Annotated in this window: 14 protein-coding genes; 7 read left to right on the forward strand and 7 right to left on the reverse strand. The window is 34.5% G+C overall.

All coding sequences use genetic code 11. From position 1 onward, the window contains the following. Position 1: 1 nt before the first annotated feature. From E0F89_RS11625 to E0F89_RS11640, 4 genes are all read left to right on the forward strand, one after another. Positions 2-220, forward strand: a complete 219-nt coding sequence (locus E0F89_RS11625) for a DUF6095 family protein (RefSeq protein WP_131909945.1) — start codon at positions 2-4, stop codon at positions 218-220. Beyond that, positions 220-792, forward strand: coding sequence for a pentapeptide repeat-containing protein (locus E0F89_RS11630; RefSeq protein ID WP_131909946.1), 573 nt, complete (start codon positions 220-222; stop codon positions 790-792). The genes E0F89_RS11625 and E0F89_RS11630 overlap by 1 nt, the downstream gene beginning before the upstream one ends. Positions 793-961: 169 nt before the next feature. After that, positions 962-1,336, forward strand: a complete 375-nt coding sequence (locus tag E0F89_RS11635; protein ID WP_131909947.1) for a DNA topoisomerase IV — start codon at positions 962-964, stop codon at positions 1,334-1,336. A gap of 26 nt (positions 1,337-1,362) precedes the next feature. Then, positions 1,363-2,136 (forward strand): TerC family protein, encoded by a 774-nt coding sequence (locus tag E0F89_RS11640; RefSeq protein ID WP_131909948.1) that lies wholly within the window; start codon positions 1,363-1,365, stop codon positions 2,134-2,136. Positions 2,137-2,176: 40 nt separating this feature from the next. On the opposite strand, the gene E0F89_RS11645 is transcribed toward E0F89_RS11640, so the two are convergent. The 6 genes from E0F89_RS11645 to ychF all read right to left on the reverse strand — a co-directional run bounded on the left by E0F89_RS11645 (position 2,177) and on the right by ychF (position 10,234). After that, the gene (locus tag E0F89_RS11645; RefSeq protein WP_131909949.1) at positions 2,177-4,870 is read right to left on the reverse strand and encodes a DNA gyrase/topoisomerase IV subunit A; all 2,694 of its coding nucleotides are present in this window, start codon (positions 4,868-4,870) and stop codon (positions 2,177-2,179) included. After that, positions 4,870-5,997, reverse strand: a complete 1,128-nt coding sequence (locus tag E0F89_RS11650; protein WP_131909950.1) for a PDDEXK nuclease domain-containing protein — start codon at positions 5,995-5,997, stop codon at positions 4,870-4,872. The genes E0F89_RS11645 and E0F89_RS11650 overlap by 1 nt, the downstream gene beginning before the upstream one ends. Before the next feature lie 50 nt (positions 5,998-6,047). Next, positions 6,048-6,233 (reverse strand): hypothetical protein, encoded by a 186-nt coding sequence (locus E0F89_RS11655; RefSeq protein ID WP_131909951.1) that lies wholly within the window; start codon positions 6,231-6,233, stop codon positions 6,048-6,050. Between the two features lie 11 nt (positions 6,234-6,244). Continuing rightward, complete coding sequence (locus tag E0F89_RS11660; RefSeq protein WP_131909952.1) at positions 6,245-8,107, reverse strand: DNA topoisomerase IV subunit B; 1,863 nt, start codon at positions 8,105-8,107, stop codon at positions 6,245-6,247. A 130-nt stretch (positions 8,108-8,237) separates the two neighbouring features. Continuing rightward, positions 8,238-8,759: an NADPH-dependent FMN reductase gene (locus E0F89_RS11665; protein ID WP_131909953.1), complete on the reverse strand. Its 522-nt coding sequence runs from the start codon at positions 8,757-8,759 to the stop codon at positions 8,238-8,240. A 380-nt stretch (positions 8,760-9,139) separates the two neighbouring features. Further along, on the reverse strand, positions 9,140-10,234 hold the full coding sequence (gene ychF / locus E0F89_RS11670; RefSeq protein ID WP_131909954.1) for a redox-regulated ATPase YchF: 1,095 nt from the start codon (positions 10,232-10,234) through the stop codon (positions 9,140-9,142). Positions 10,235-10,526: 292 nt separating this feature from the next. Here ychF and E0F89_RS11675 point away from each other — a divergent pair, with 292 nt between their 5' ends. Together E0F89_RS11675 and E0F89_RS11680 are read left to right on the forward strand one after the other, a co-directional pair. Beyond that, positions 10,527-13,244 carry a TonB-dependent receptor gene (locus tag E0F89_RS11675; RefSeq protein WP_131909955.1) on the forward strand — a complete coding sequence of 906 codons (2,718 nt, stop codon included), beginning with the start codon at positions 10,527-10,529 and terminating at the stop codon, positions 13,242-13,244. 96 nt (positions 13,245-13,340) lie between these two features. Then, complete coding sequence (locus E0F89_RS11680; RefSeq protein WP_131909956.1) at positions 13,341-14,081, forward strand: class I SAM-dependent DNA methyltransferase; 741 nt, start codon at positions 13,341-13,343, stop codon at positions 14,079-14,081. 58 nt (positions 14,082-14,139) lie between these two features. On the opposite strand, the gene E0F89_RS11685 is transcribed toward E0F89_RS11680, so the two are convergent. After that, positions 14,140-14,490 carry a 4Fe-4S dicluster domain-containing protein gene (locus tag E0F89_RS11685; protein WP_131909957.1) on the reverse strand — a complete coding sequence of 117 codons (351 nt, stop codon included), beginning with the start codon at positions 14,488-14,490 and terminating at the stop codon, positions 14,140-14,142. Positions 14,491-14,626: 136 nt separating this feature from the next. Between E0F89_RS11685 and E0F89_RS11690 the strand changes: the two genes are divergently transcribed. Next, positions 14,627-15,685: an acyl-CoA reductase gene (locus E0F89_RS11690; RefSeq protein WP_131909958.1), complete on the forward strand. Its 1,059-nt coding sequence runs from the start codon at positions 14,627-14,629 to the stop codon at positions 15,683-15,685. Positions 15,686-15,756 lie beyond the last annotated feature (71 nt).

Raw genomic sequence — 15,756 nt, forward strand, 5'->3', positions numbered from 1 at the left:
AATGGCAAATAAAGAACTATTATCAAAAGGTATCAAATACATGGCAGGTGCATTACCGCTGCTTTTTTTAGGTCCGGTCGTGATTCATAACGCGTTTATGAATAAGCAAAACATATGGCATTATGCAGTGTTGGCAGTTGGAGTCATTGCTTGTCTTGCTGCAATGTATTTGATGTTTTTGGGGTTAAAAACAATTATGAAAAGCTTATTTAACGACTGATGGAAAATCTAATTCACGTTCAAAAAACATTTGAAAAAATCGTTTATGTCGATAAAAAAGTAAACAATCGAGAATTTGAGGACTGCGTTTTTAAAAACTGTGATTTATCGAATAGTGATTTCTCTTATAGCAGTTTTATGGATTGCGAGTTTATTGATTGTAATTTGGCCATGACCAAATTATCGGGAACAAGCTTGAAAGGGGTACAATTCAAAAACTGTAAATTGCTGGGTATTCAGTTTGAAGAATGCGAAGATTTCTTGTTTAACGTCAGTTTTCAGGATTGTGTTTTAGATTATTCTTCGTTTGCCAACAAAAAAATGCCGAAGACAAAATTCAATTCCTGTTCTTTAAAAGAAGTAAGTTTTGTTGGGACCAATCTTACGAGTTCCGTTTTTGACAACAGTAATTTGGATGGTGCTATTTTTAATAATACGCAGTTAGCTGGAGCCGATTTTTCAAAAGCAACTGATTTTAAAATTGATCCCGAATTCAATCCGATGAAAAAAGCAAAATTTTCGACGCAAGGAATTATTGGTCTTCTGGAAAAATATGACATTAAAATACAATAATCCCTTACCCCAGATGGAAGTGAAAACCCGCAAGGTTTAAAGCTATTTTTTCTTGACTAAAAAGATCGACCAAAGGAAGCTCCTTTTTTGTCATTAGAAAAAAAGATTTTAGACTTGTGAGTTGCAACGTACAGCTGGATTAGGTCCCAAAAAATAAAATAAATTAAAAATGAAAAAAATAATGTTCCTCCTCCCACTACTGCTGCTAATGTCTTGCTATGATGCGGACCGCAATTGCAAGGATTTTAAAACCGGTAAATTCAAATTTGAATATGAAGTTGACGGTGTCAAGAAAACAACTGTTTTTGAACGCAATGACAGTATTGAAATCGAAACTTTTGAGGGAAAAACAGATACCGCTTCGATACGATGGGTAAACGATTGTGAATATGTATTGCAAAAAATTCATCCTAAAAATATGGCTGAGGAAAAAGCAATTGGTATGAAGATCATGACAACCTCAAAAAATTCATATACCTTTGAGTTTGGAATGGTAGGTTCTGATGCTAAACAAAGAGGAACAGTTACTAAGATTGCTGATTAAATATTAAAAACTATAATTAAATAAACATGGAAGTATTTTTAAATCCCGATGCTTGGGTTGCACTGTTAACATTAACTTTTCTTGAAATTATTTTAGGAATTGACAATATTATATTCATATCGATTGTTACTGGTAAATTACCTCCTGAGAAACGCAAAAAAGCAACTCAAATTGGTTTATTTTTAGCCATGTTCATGAGAATTGCATTATTATTTGGAATCACATTACTGATCAAAATGAAGGAACCTCTTTTTAGTTTTGACTGGGGCTGGTTCAGCGGTCATTTTAATGGTCAGGCATTGATACTATTAAGTGGTGGTATTTTTCTGATTTATAAAAGTACCAAAGAGATTCATGAAAAAGTAGATCTTAAAGGCGAAGAGGAATTAGAGTTAAAAACCTCAGCAGCAAAATCATTTGGAAATGTAATTTTTCAGATTTTATTGATTGATCTTATTTTCTCTGTAGACAGTATTCTTACCGCTGTAGGAATGACTAACGGACTGGAAGGCGCTTTATATATAATGGTAACCGCGGTTGTTATTTCTGTTGCTGTGATGATGTTGTTTGCTGTCCCTGTAGGTACATTCGTCAACAATAATCCATCAATTCAGATTTTAGGTTTAGCCTTTTTGATTTTAATCGGATTCATGTTAATTACTGAAAGTATGCACTTATCGGATGCGGTATTGGCAGGACAAACTGTGGGTGCGGTTCCAAAAGCGTATCTGTATTTTGCAATTGCTTTCTCCCTTGCGGTGGAATTCCTCAATATGAAAATGAGAAAGAGGAAGAAATAATATTTCATAAAAAAAGCGCTTTTAGCGCTTTTTTTATTTTTTATTCTAAACTTAAAGTAATCTGACCGTCATCATCTAATTGAATAGTAGCGTCATCAGCATCAGTTTCTCCTTTTACTTCTAAATCTTCTGGAATAACCTCAACTGGAATTTCATACGGCAAAGGTTCGAGCAGGTTTACTTGTTTCAACTTATCGGTTGTTAATTGATTTCCTAAAGCTTTAAATCCTTTCAAAGAAATAAAAGATTCAATATCTACAGTGATACTTTCTTTTTGAACTCCTTTTACTTTTGTAAAAACTAATTCAGCAACCGGACGATATTCCGTTGAAACAATCTCCAATTGTGAATTAGGATGCTCCGTGATAAAACTTTCTTCTTTGTTTTCAGTTTCCACCAAAAAACGTTTGATATAATACCGTTCTTTTTCGCCATCATAATAAATAGCTGAAATTGGTTTCTTGGGAATCCATTTTTCTAAAACTACCATATCTTCATCAAAATGAGTAGATAATTCTGGTGTGATTACTTTTATTTTTCCAGATTGCGTTATGACTAAAATTTTATCATTTGGCCTGAACTCACCTAATAATTCTCCTCTTGCATCAACGTTTAGGCGTTGAACAGTATCGTCAAACCAAACTTTTCTTGGCAATAAAGTAGAAATTCCTTTCTCCTTCAATTCTATTTTTTTTATTGGATATTTGGTTACCAAATTCCCTTTCGAAGCGCGTCCTTTTATCGCTAAACTGGCAAAATCAATATCGAATTTCAGCTTTTTGACACTTCCCACCTGACGTAATAATATTGTGATTACCTCTGCTTCACCGTTTGGATTGCAAGAAAAATACAAAACTTGAGAACCAGCAGTTTCATTGGTTAAATCGTACGCTTTGTCACGGGTAACTCCTGAAACATTAAAACGTTTTATATAGGAAGGCCCGGATTTTCCATCGCGGTAAATCATGTTATAAATGGTACGCTTGTCGCTTTTGTCAAAAATAGCAATGTGAATAATATCTTTACCCACAAATGTTTTAGCATCTACTTTGGTAATCATCACTTTTCCATCACGCAGAAAAACAATTACATCATCAATATCAGAACAATCCGTAACGTATTCGTCTTTTTTCAAGCTCGTACCTACAAATCCTTCTTCTTTATTAACATATAATTTAGTGTTTCTTAAAACCACTTTCGTAGCTTCAATATCATCAAAAATTCGAAGCTCTGTTTGACGCTCACGTCCTTTTCCATACTTCTCTTTCAACTTGGTAAAATAGGCAATCGCAAAATCAATCAGATGTTCTAAATTGTGTTTTACTTGCTCGATATCACCTTCCAATGATTCTATTTTATCCTGCGCTTTATTACTGTCAAATTTGGAAATACGCATGATTCGGATATCCAACAATCGCAGAATATCTTCTTCGGTAACAGCGCGTTTTAAGTGTTTTGTGTGTGGTTTTAAACCATCATCAACCGCTTTAATCACCGATTCTCGAGTCGTCATTTCTTCAATGTCACGATAGATTTTATTTTCGATGAAAATACGTTCTAAAGAAAGAAAATGCCATTGTTCTTCTAATTCATTCAATTGAATTTCGAGTTCACTTTTCAGTAATTCAACGGTTCTGTTGGTTGATATTTTCAACATTTCAGAAACCCCAATGAATAACGGTTTGTTGTCTTCAATTACACAGCCCAAAGGCGCTACCGAAGTTTCACAAGCCGTGAAAGCAAATAATGCGTCAATAGTTTTATCAGGAGAGACACCTGGAAAAAGGTGAATTAATATCTCTACCTCAGCGGCAGTATTGTCTTCAATTTTCTTGATTTTGATTTTACCTTTTTCATTCGCTTTCAAAATACTGTCAATCAAAGTCGTAGTATTGGTTGAAAACGGAATTTGGGTAATGACCAACGTATTTTTATCCAGCTGACCAATTTTGGCACGAACTCGAACACGTCCGCCACGCAATCCGTCATTATAATTAGACACATCGGCAATTCCTTGCGTCATGAAATCCGGATACAGTGTAAATGGCTTCCCTTTTAATATTTTTATCGAAGAATCTATTAATTCATTGAAATTATGAGGTAAAACTTTGGTCGAAAGACCTACCGCAATACCTTCGGCTCCTTGTGCCAAAAGCAACGGGAACTTCACCGGAAGATTGTTTGGTTCCGCACGTCTTCCATCGTAAGAAACGCCCCAATCGGTAATTTTTGGACTATAAATAACTTCCAAAGCAAATTTAGACAAACGTGCTTCAATGTAACGAGAAGCCGCAGCGCCATCACCCGTTAGGATATTTCCCCAGTTTCCCTGACAGTCTATTAATAATTCTTTTTGTCCAATTTGCACCATCGCATCACCAATACTTTGATCTCCGTGAGGATGATACTGCATGGTGTGACCAACTACATTGGCAACTTTATTGTAACGACCGTCATCTAATTCTTTTAAAGAGTGCATGATACGGCGTTGCACCGGTTTAAAACCATCTTCAATCGCCGGAACTGCACGCTCCAAAATTACATAAGAAGCATAATCCAGAAACCAGTCTTTATACATTCCAGTAACTTTGGTAATGGTATCGTTTCCGTCTTCTTGATTATCGTAAAAATGCTGGCTTCCAGAAGAGATTATGTCTTCAAAGCCTTCTTCACCACTTGTATTATCTTCTTCTTGACCTTCTGGTACTATGTTTTCGTCTTCTTCGTCTTTCATTATATTGATTCCGAAATTAATTGTATTAAATCTTCTCTGCTTGGCAGAATTGTTTTGTATTTACTAGCAAAAATTTGCTCGTTATTTTCAGGTAAAGTATATTCTACAACCAAATCACTTTTGTTTTGGCACAATACAATTCCTATGGTTTTATTTTCATCTTCCAAACGCATTTCTCTATCGTAATAATTGACATACATTTGCATTTGTCCTAAATCTTGGTGTTTTAATTCACCTATTTTCAAGTCAATTAGCACAAAACATTTAAGAATTCGGTTATAAAAAACCAAATCGATTCGAAAATGTTTATCGTCAAAAGTAATTCTGTTTTGTCTTGCTACAAAAGTAAAACCATGACCTAATTCTAATAAGAAATGTTCTAATTTATTGATGATTTCTTCCTCTAATTCCGATTCCGAATACTGATGTAATTCCGGTAAACCTAAAAATTCCAAAATATAAGGATCTTTAATAAGGTCTTTAGGTTTTTCTATAATCTGACCCTGTTCCGAAAGTTTCAAAACTCCTGCTGCATCTCGGCTTAAAGCCAATCGTGTATAAAGAGCTGAATCATATTGTCTCTTTAATTCGCGAACACTCCAGTTGTATTTGTCAGATTCTATTTCGTAGAAACGTCTTTCTTTCTCATCGTCAATTCGCATTAAGAATGAATAATGAGACCATGTCAATTTAAAAAATGAAATCAGCGATTGCGCTTTTTGATTTTCAGAAACCCCAATCAGTGGTTGAGGGATCTTAATATTCAATTCCCCAGTCAGTGACTGGGATTTTTGAATTTGCAAAATCCTAGACACTGTCTCGGAAATTGAGTAAGCTAAATAAAACTTTCTTATATTCTCCAAATTAGCTACAGAAAACCCTTTTCCAAACTCAATTGTCAACTGTTCAGAAAGTCCTTTTAGTAATTGCTTTCCGTATTCAGCTCGTTCTTTTCCGCTTTGCTCCTCTTCCACAATCATTCTTCCTATTTCAAAATAGGTATACACCATTGTAGAATTTACGGTACGTAAAACCTGCTGCCGGGCATTTTGCAAAAGCGCGACTACTTGAGAAAATAAAATTTTATTTTGAGAATTATTTGGAATTGTATTTTCTTCGTCTTTCATTAAACATATTCTATTGAATAGTAGTTAATTATATTTTTTGTCTTAAAATGCTAAAAAGAATAATTTTCTTTACAAACATGCTTTTGCGTTGTAACCTCAATTCCATTTTTATCCAATTCTCTTTTCGGAATTGTGTCGCATTCTATGTGATCATTACTACTTTTAATAAAAAAGATAGTTGAAAAACTAATCACAAATAGGACAGCGATAAGAATTGGTGTTCTTGTTGTAGGCATTTCATAATTATTTAAACTTTCTCGATTACATCTAATTCCACCTTCAAATTTTTGATGATAAATTCCTGTCTGTCCGGCGTATTTTTCCCCATATAAAAAGACAACAATTGTTCAATCGAAGTGTTTTTGTCCATCATAATCGGATCCAAACGAATGGTTTCTCCAATAAAATTCTTGAACTCATCCGGCGAAATTTCTCCTAATCCCTTAAATCGGGTGATTTCCGGTTTTGGTTTTAATTTTTCGATTGCCGCTTTTCGCTCGTCGTCAGAATAGCAATAGATTGTTTCTTTCTTGTTTCGAACTCTGAAAAGTGGTGTTTGCAAAATATACAAATGTCCTTCTTTTATCAATTCAGGGAAAAATTGCAGAAAGAAAGTAATCAATAACAATCGAATATGCATTCCATCGACATCGGCATCAGTAGCAATTACAATGTTGTTGTAACGCAATTTTTCTAATCCGTCTTCGATATCCAAAGCCGCTTGCAATAAATTGAATTCTTCATTTTCATAAACAATTTTCTTGCTCATTCCATACGAATTCAAAGGCTTTCCACGTAAACTAAAAACGGCCTGAGTATTTACATCACGTGATTTGGTAATGGATCCGGAAGCCGAATCTCCCTCTGTAATGAAAAGCGTGCTTTCTAAATTTTTAGGATTTTTAGTATCTGGAAGATGTGCGCGACAATCCCTTAATTTCTTATTGTGCAGATTCGCTTTTTTGGCGCGGTCTGTGGCTAGCTTTCTAATACCTGATAATTCTTTTCGCTCTCTTTCGGCTTGAAGAATTTTGCGTAATAATGCGTCTGCAGTTACAGGATTCTTGTGCAAATAATTATCTAATTTCGTTTTTACAAAATCATTTACGAAAGTACGCACCGAAGGCATTCCCGGTTCTGAACCCATATCAGTCGAACCTAGTTTAGTTTTCGTCTGCGACTCAAAAACCGGTTCCATTACTTTGATGCTAACCGCCGTAACAATCGATTTTCGAACATCTGAAGCTTCGAAACTTTTATTATAAAACTCCCGAATCGTTTTGACAATTGCTTCTCGATATGCCGCTAAGTGTGTTCCTCCTTGCGTCGTGTTTTGTCCATTTACAAACGAATGGTATTCCTCGCTGTACTGTGTTTTACTGTGTGTTAAAGCAATCTCGATATCCTCGCCTTTCAAGTGAATGATCGGATATTCCAAATCGTCTGCATGAATAGTTTCTTCTAACAAATCCTTCAGACCATTCTCAGAAAAATATTTTTCTCCGTTAAAAATGATTGTCAAACCATTGTTTAAGTAACAATAATTTTTGAGCATTTTGATGATATACTCAAATCTAAATTTATAGTTTTTGAAAATCGCTTCATCAGGAATAAAAGTTACTTTAGTTCCTTTTCGTTTCGTCGTATCAATAATGTCTTCTTCGAGAACTAAATTTCCTGCCGAAAATTCAGCTGCTTTTTGTTTTTCGTCACGAACAGATTCTACACGAAAATAATTAGACAACGCATTTACGGCTTTTGTCCCTACTCCATTCAAACCTACGGATTTCTTAAATGCTAATGAATCATATTTCCCACCGGTATTCATTTTTGAAACTACATCAATGACTTTTCCTAACGGAATTCCACGACCATAATCCCGCACTGTAACTGTTTTATCTTTAATCGTTACCTCGATTGTTTTTCCTGCACCCATAACAAACTCATCGATGCAATTATCGAGAACTTCTTTTAAAAGAATATAAATACCATCATCCGGAGAAGAACCATCACCCAATTTCCCGATGTACATTCCGGGACGCATGCGAATATGTTCTTTCCAGTCGAGTGACCGAATATTATCTTCGGTATATTGATTTTGTTCGGACATTGTAAAATTTGTGGATTTTGTGCTAATGTAGTGTAATTCGATACATTTTAAAATAGGAAGTCATCAAAGTTATCAAGAATAATATTGACATTTTCTATTGAAAAATTTAAATATTGAAAAAATTAAAAGATTAAAAATTTTTAATAATTTCTTTCAACTGATTATCCAACTCGGCATTAGAAATTTTACTGTTTTCAACATCGAAATTAGCTTCGAAACTTGGCAATGAAAATGTTGCTTTTATGTTTCCACCGTAAAATGGAAAAGCATTTTTAGCAATTCCCAAAACGATTGCGCCACCCTTGGCTCCTGGAGAAGTTGCCATCAACAACATTGGTTTTTCCTGAAAAACTTTAGCGTTTATTCTGGTACACCAGTCAAAAATATTCTTGAAAGCAGCGGAATAATTTCCGTTATTTTCTGCCATTGAAACTACCAAAATATCCGCAGTAGCAATTTTAGCCAAAAATGTTTTTGCTAACTCGTGCTGACCGATTGCTGGCTCGATATCAACGGTAAAAATTGGCATTTGGAAATCATTTAAATCCAGAACCTCCACTTCGGCATTTTCAAATAAATTGGCTGCGTAAGTTGCTAATTTTTTATTGATTGAGTTTTTGCTGGGGCTTGCGCCAAAAGCGATTATTTTCATGAGAGTTAGTTTTTTTTAAAAGTACTAAAAATTGGCTCTGATACAAAATAATTACTAACAGATTCAACTATTTTGAAATTAATAGTACACAACGAAACTTCGTTTGTATCCAAATCGATGATACCCCAGAGTGAAACAGAAAGCTTTTTTTTTTGATCAATCTTCTTTTTTCTTGATGAAAAAGAGCGACCGAAGGAAGCTCCTTTTTTCTCTTAAAAAAAAGAGATTGATGGAAAAATATTACTTCACTAAAGTTGTATTTTTATTGGAGTTCCGTGAACTTCGTTTGAAATAAAAAGCTGGAATGGGAACAAAAAAAACTGTCCAATTTCTTGAACAGTTTTGTCTATTTTCTTTATTCTATTTTCTTTATTCTAAGACTACACGTTGAATCTAAAATGCATCACATCACCATCTTTTACGATATATTCTTTTCCTTCTACTTTGAATTTTCCGGCTTCTTTACATTTAGCTTCTGAACCGTATTGAACGAAATCCTCGTATGCAATAACTTCGGCACGGATAAATCCTTTTTCGAAATCAGTGTGAATCACTCCCGCAGCTTGTGGCGCGGTTGATCCAACATCAATAGTCCAAGCTCGAACTTCTTTTACACCTGCGGTAAAATAGGTTTGTTGTTTCAACAACTTGTATGCGGCACGAATAAGAACTGAAGCTCCTGGCTCAGTCAATCCCATATCTTCTAAGAAAACCTGACGCTCTTCGTAGCTTTCTAATTCGGTAATATCAGCCTCAGCACCAACCGAAAGTATAATCACTTCCGCATCTTCATCTTTTACCAACTCCCGAATTTGGTCCACATATTTATTTCCGCTCACTGCTGAATTTTCATCTACATTACAAACATACAAAACTGGTTTTGCTGTAATCAATTGAAATCCCTCCATCAAAATTTCCTCATCATTATTTTGAGGAGTTATTGTTCTGGCCGATTTTGCCTGAAGTAACGTTTCTCTGATTCGGTCTAAAAGCGCTTTCTCGGTTTGCGCTTCTTTATTCCCTGTTTTAGCGGCACGATTTACTTTTTCCAGACGTTTTTCAACGTTTTCTAAATCTTTTAACTGCAATTCGATATCAATTGTTTCTTTGTCACGAATTGGATTTACATTTCCGTCAACGTGTACAATATTATCGTTGTCAAAACAACGCAAAACATGAATAATCGCATTACATTCTCTGATATTTCCAAGAAATTGATTCCCCAATCCTTCTCCTTTACTGGCGCCTTTTACCAATCCTGCAATATCAACGATATCAACTGTTGCCATTTGCACGCGTTCTGGTTTCACCAATTCTTCCAATTTTTCAATTCTTGGATCTGGTACATTTACAACACCTATATTCGGCTCAATAGTACAAAAAGGAAAGTTGGCACTTTGCGCTTTTGCGTTGGATAAACAATTAAACAATGTTGATTTTCCAACATTTGGTAATCCTACAATTCCTGCTTTCATATGTGGATAATATTTTATTTTTAATGGAATATGGTGTCGTTATCCTGTCGATTTTTTTGAGAAGATTATACGATTCTTTTTTTTACGTATTAGGCGCTGCATCTGAATTTAGCGACCGCTGTAAAAGTTTGCAAATATAAGATTTTAATACTATTTAAATAAGTAAAAATTGCAGTTTAAACAGGTCTGATAATTTTTTTATAAAAATTTAAATTATGTTGTAATATTTTGTTAAAAAAAAATTATATTGTGAACGATTTCAAACCAAACAAACAACTAAATACAACTTATTATGAAAAAATTAGCATTATTACTAATCCTTTTAAACGTCTCGTTTATTTTTGCTCAAAAGCAAGTCTCGGGCGTGGTAAAAGACAACACTGGCAATGCTTTACCAGGCGTAAACATTGTTGAGAAAGGAACTCAGAACGGGGTTTCCACTGACATGGACGGAATGTATACCATTAAAGTAAAAGAAGGGGCTATCTTAGTTTTTAGCTATGTTGGTTTTTCTAAATTAGAAAGAGCAGCTACTGATGCGGTAATAAATGTAGTTTTATCCGAAGAAGAAGGACAAAATCTTGACGAAGTTGTAGTTACAGGAACCAGAACGGCACCAAGAAGCAACACAACTTCAGCATTACCAATCGATGTATTGTCAGCAAAAGATCTAAATTCAACCGGACAAGCTACCTTTGACAAGGCATTACAGTATAAAATCCCATCATTCAACACGGTTCAAACTCCTGTAAATGATGCAACTTCATTATTGGATCCTTATGAAATTCGTAATATGGGACCAAGTAGAACTTTAATTCTTATCAACGGGAAACGTAAAAATATGAGTTCTTTGCTTTACACACAAACTTCTCCGGGACGTGGTGAAACGGGATCAGACATTTCTGCAATTCCTACTGACGCTATCGAAAGAGTAGAAATACTTCGCGATGGAGCATCGGCTCAATATGGTTCTGATGCGATTGCTGGAGTAATGAATATTATTTTGAAAAAAAACACCAATTACGGATCTGTAACACTTCGAAGCGGAGTTACATCTGAGGGAGACGGAGAAATGTTAGGTGTGAGTTTAAACAATGGATCAACTGTTGGAGACAAAGGATTTGTAAATTATACAATAGATTTTTCTAAAGTAAATCTAGCCAATAGACCCGGAAAAGTTGATGCAGCAGCTGAAGCTGATGGAAATACAGGTTTTGGTGCTCCTCTAGCGGATGTTCAGGCCTTTCTTTCTAAATATCCTGATGCTGGGAATGTTAATGGTTCACCAGAAACTGCTGCTGCAAAATTCTTAGTGAATGGCGGAGTTAATTACACAGAAAACACTCAATTATACTACAATGCTGCTTATGTTTACAAGAAAGTAAACTCATTTGCAAACTACAGAACGCCGTACTGGAGAACATTAGATGAATTTCCATATCTATTAGATTTATTTGGAGACGGTACAAATCCAAGTTCTTATGTAGGTTATGTTCCAACTTTTACTGGAGATTTGAATGATTATAATGCTACGGTTGGTTACAAATCTACCAAAAATGAATGGAATACGGATGTCAGTATTACAACAGGCGGCAACAAACAAAGTTATACTGTTGATAATTCTCATAATAGATCTGTGGATTCTAATGGAGATTTCGTTTATGGGGGTTTAAGCCCAATTTCATTCAGACCAGGGGGAACCTCGTTCAGTCATATCGTTGGTAACTTGGACATTTCTAAAGCAGTTTCTGACAAAATTAGCATTGGTTTTGGATCTGAATTTAGAACAGAAAATTTTGAAATTATTGCTGGAGATGAAGCATCATATTTTGGTGTTGGTGCAGATTCATTCCAAGGAAATACTCCTGAGAATTCCGGAAAATTTAATCGTTACAATTTAGGTGGTTATTTTGATGTTGCTTATGATGTAACCGAAGATTTCTTGATAAACGGTACAGTACGTTATGAAGATTATAGTGATTTTGGAGGAGCAACAGTGTGGAAAGTAAGTTCCAGATATAAATTTTTAGATGACAAAATCACTTTAAGAGGTTCGCTTTCTACTGGTTTCAGAGCGCCGTCATTACACCAAATTTACACGCAAAAATCACAGTCCTCTTTCGAGGCCGGTGGAGCTATTGTAGTCACAGGTTTGATAAACAATGTTTCATCTGCAGCTAGACAAAACGGTATACCAAAATTGGATTCTGAAAAATCAAACAACTTGACTTTAGGTTTTGGATTAAAACCAACTAAAGATTTCACCTTTACTTTAGACTACTACAATATAAAAGTAAAAGACAGAGTATTGTTAAGTAACGAAATAGCTTTTGAACTAAATGATGATGGTGAACCCACTAACAAACAAAGTTTTTTTGTGAATGGTATGGATACAAAAACTTCTGGAATTGATGTAGTTGCCAATTACAGAAACATTTTGTTAGGTTCCGGGAAATTAGGCCTTAATTTTTCTGGAAATTACACGTTCGAAAATGAAAGAGATGGAGCAGTAAAAGATCCTCAAAGTGTTAAAAACCTATCTGGCGCTTTAGCTGGACAAACCATTATTGATGCAACGCAAGAAGCATTACTTTTTACATCAAGACCAAAATTCAAATACATTTTGGGTGGAGATTACGAAATTGGTAAATTTGGTTTTTCTTTGAACAATACTGTTTTTGGACCTACAAAATTTAAAAATGCAGGTATGAGCGATGATTTAAGAATCGAATTTTTAACAAAAGTTGTTTCAGACTTAGGCGTTACGTTTTCGGCAACAGAGAAATTAACAGTAGCGTTAAATGTAAATAATTTGTTAAATGTTTTACCTGAGTGGGAATTTAAAGCTGAAAATGCAGCTGGAACCGCGCTTATTAATGATGCTGTTGGCATCAAAGAACAGTCTGACTTAATTACCTTCAACCAACGTTATTCTCAAATGACATATGATGGTTATCATTTTAGCCAATTGGGAACAATGTTTAATTTATCTTTAAATTATAAATTCTAATTCGGTTATAGAATAATTTTACAAGGGCTGTCAAAAAGACGGCCCTTTTTTTATTTCAATAAATCTTCCTAAATTTAATCTCTAATAATAACTATTATGGCAAATCTCTATGAAGGAAAAATGGCAGCCATTTTTGACGCTATGTACCAAACCTTTATTGATTATGATGAAGAATATCAGCTCTATAACAATTTACTGATAGAACATCATTGTCAAACAGTTTTAGAAATTGGCAGTGGAACTGGCAATCTTGCTCAACGATTTTTACAAAATCATGCTGATTATATCGGTTTGGATTACAGCGAAAGTATGATTGCGATTGCCAAAGAAAGAAATAAAAGCGGCATTTTCATTTCGGGCGACATGAGAGATTTTGAACTTGAAAAACCAGTAGATTCCATACTAATTACTGGACGCTCCACCAGTTATTTGATTACAAACCAAGACATAAATAATACGTTGGATTCCATTTATAAAAATTTAAATAAAGGCGGCATTCTTATTTTCGACATTATAGATGCTAATAGATTTATTCCTTTTACTAAAGAAAATCCCGTAATAATACATGAGGCTTACTACCAAGGCATAAACTATTATCGCAACAGCAACTGGAAAACGACTCTATCAGAAAATTTCATGCTGGAATGGACCGCGAACTATTATACGATTAATGGAGAATGGAAAGAAATAATAGCCGATGATTTTTCTACCGTTCGTGTTTTTACCTTGAATGAAATGCAATTATTTTTATATTTAAATGGCTTTGAAATCATTCAGACAATCGACAGAAAAACCTATGCATACGATACCTACGTGATTGTGGCAATAAAAAAATAAAATAAAAAATCCCGAGCGCTAAACTCAGGATTCATGTTTGTCAATATTGTAACGTTTGTTATTCGTTGTGTAAAAACGCTTGTCTGTTCAGCAATGTTTCTTCGCTTTCCACATGATTATCGTCTGGAATACAACAGTCAACAGGACATACGGCTGCACATTGTGGCTCATCATGAAAACCTTTACATTCGGTACATTTTCCGGGAACAATATAATACACTTCGTCAGAAATTGGAGTTTGAGCTTCATCAGAATCAATTTCAGAACCATCAGGCAAAATCACTTTTCCTTTCAGTTTTGTTCCGTCTTTATATCTCCAATCGTCTGCTCCTTCATATATTGCTGTATTTGGGCACTCGGGTTCACAAGCACCACAATTAATACATTCATCAGTTATTATAATTGCCATCTAGTTATAGTTTTAAAGTCATAATTTCGAATGTCCACTATCAAATATTCTTTTGACATTAGGACTTTTGACTTTCGACATAATTATGCTTATTTTTGTGCAAAATTACAATCAAAACTATTCATAAGCAAACATTATGACATTAGAAACAAAAAAAAGTGTTTTTGTTGAATTAGGGAAATTTTTAAGTCAGTTTTCCGAAAATAACACTTTAAGAAATCCGGCTGTTTTGCACAACGAAACGTTTTTTGATGCTTTTGTTGATTTAATCAAATTGTCGCAGTCGCACAATGGTTGGTATACTCCTGAAAACGTCTATTTTTCGATACAATCTTGGGCAGAAGCTTTAACCGCCGAAAACCTGAATCAATGGCTTTCAAGCTATACAATTCCAATTCAAGAACCTAAAAAAGTCGCTTTAATTCTTGCCGGTAATATTCCGTTGGTGGGTTTTCACGATTTCCTTTCGGTTTTGATTACAGGAAATACTGTTTTGGTAAAAACATCCTCAAATGATCAGCATTTGTTGCCTTTTTTAGCGAAATATATTATTGCTGTTCAGCCAGAATTAGCTAAGAATATTGCTTTTGTAGATGGAAAATTAGAAAATTTTGATGCCGTTATAGCCACAGGAAGCAACAATACAGCCCGTTATTTTGAATATTATTTTAAAGATAAACCGTCCATTATTCGAAAAAGCAGAAATTCAGTGGCAGTTTTAACCGGAAATGAAACCAAAGAACAACTTACCGCTTTGGGTGAAGATATTTTTCGCTATTTTGGATTGGGTTGCCGCAACGTTTCTAAACTTTTTGTTCCAAAAGGTTATTCTTTTGTTCCGTTTTTTGAAGCGATCTTTGCTTACCAAGACGTCATTCATTACGAAAAATACGCCAACAATTACGATTACAACAAAGCTGTTTTTCTGATGAGTAATTTCAAATTATTGGATAACGGATTTCTGACTTTAAAAGAAGATCAAAGTCATGCCTCGCCTATTTCGAGTGTTTTTTATGAGTTTTACGAAGATATAAATGAATTAAAAACAAGATTAGAGTCGGAAAGTGAGCTGTTACAATGCATTGTTGCTGATGAGACCATAGAAAACAGCGTGGCATTTGGACAAACTCAAAATCCCCGTTTATGGAATTACGCAGATAATACCGATACTATTTCGTTTTTGTTAACAACATAGTTAAAAAAACTTCAATAATTCCGAATTAATTAACGCTTTTTAAACTGTGATTGTCGAAATTTACACCTTAA

The sequence above is a fragment of the Flavobacterium caseinilyticum genome, assembly GCF_004349085.1.
Lineage (GTDB): Bacteria > Bacteroidota > Bacteroidia > Flavobacteriales > Flavobacteriaceae > Flavobacterium > Flavobacterium caseinilyticum.

Coding starts and splice junctions, on each gene's coding strand:
- E0F89_RS11625 (WP_131909945.1), top strand. CDS start 2: ATGGCAAATAAAGAACTATTATCAAAAGGTATCAAATACATGGCAGGT.
- E0F89_RS11630 (WP_131909946.1), top strand. CDS start 220: ATGGAAAATCTAATTCACGTTCAAAAAACATTTGAAAAAATCGTTTAT.
- E0F89_RS11635 (WP_131909947.1), top strand. CDS start 962: ATGAAAAAAATAATGTTCCTCCTCCCACTACTGCTGCTAATGTCTTGC.
- E0F89_RS11640 (WP_131909948.1), top strand. CDS start 1,363: ATGGAAGTATTTTTAAATCCCGATGCTTGGGTTGCACTGTTAACATTA.
- E0F89_RS11645 (WP_131909949.1), bottom strand. CDS start 4,870: ATGAAAGACGAAGAAGACGAAAACATAGTACCAGAAGGTCAAGAAGAA.
- E0F89_RS11650 (WP_131909950.1), bottom strand. CDS start 5,997: ATGAAAGACGAAGAAAATACAATTCCAAATAATTCTCAAAATAAAATT.
- E0F89_RS11655 (WP_131909951.1), bottom strand. CDS start 6,233: ATGCCTACAACAAGAACACCAATTCTTATCGCTGTCCTATTTGTGATT.
- E0F89_RS11660 (WP_131909952.1), bottom strand. CDS start 8,107: ATGTCCGAACAAAATCAATATACCGAAGATAATATTCGGTCACTCGAC.
- E0F89_RS11665 (WP_131909953.1), bottom strand. CDS start 8,759: ATGAAAATAATCGCTTTTGGCGCAAGCCCCAGCAAAAACTCAATCAAT.
- ychF (WP_131909954.1), bottom strand. CDS start 10,234: ATGAAAGCAGGAATTGTAGGATTACCAAATGTTGGAAAATCAACATTG.
- E0F89_RS11675 (WP_131909955.1), top strand. CDS start 10,527: ATGAAAAAATTAGCATTATTACTAATCCTTTTAAACGTCTCGTTTATT.
- E0F89_RS11680 (WP_131909956.1), top strand. CDS start 13,341: ATGGCAAATCTCTATGAAGGAAAAATGGCAGCCATTTTTGACGCTATG.
- E0F89_RS11685 (WP_131909957.1), bottom strand. CDS start 14,490: ATGGCAATTATAATAACTGATGAATGTATTAATTGTGGTGCTTGTGAA.
- E0F89_RS11690 (WP_131909958.1), top strand. CDS start 14,627: ATGACATTAGAAACAAAAAAAAGTGTTTTTGTTGAATTAGGGAAATTT.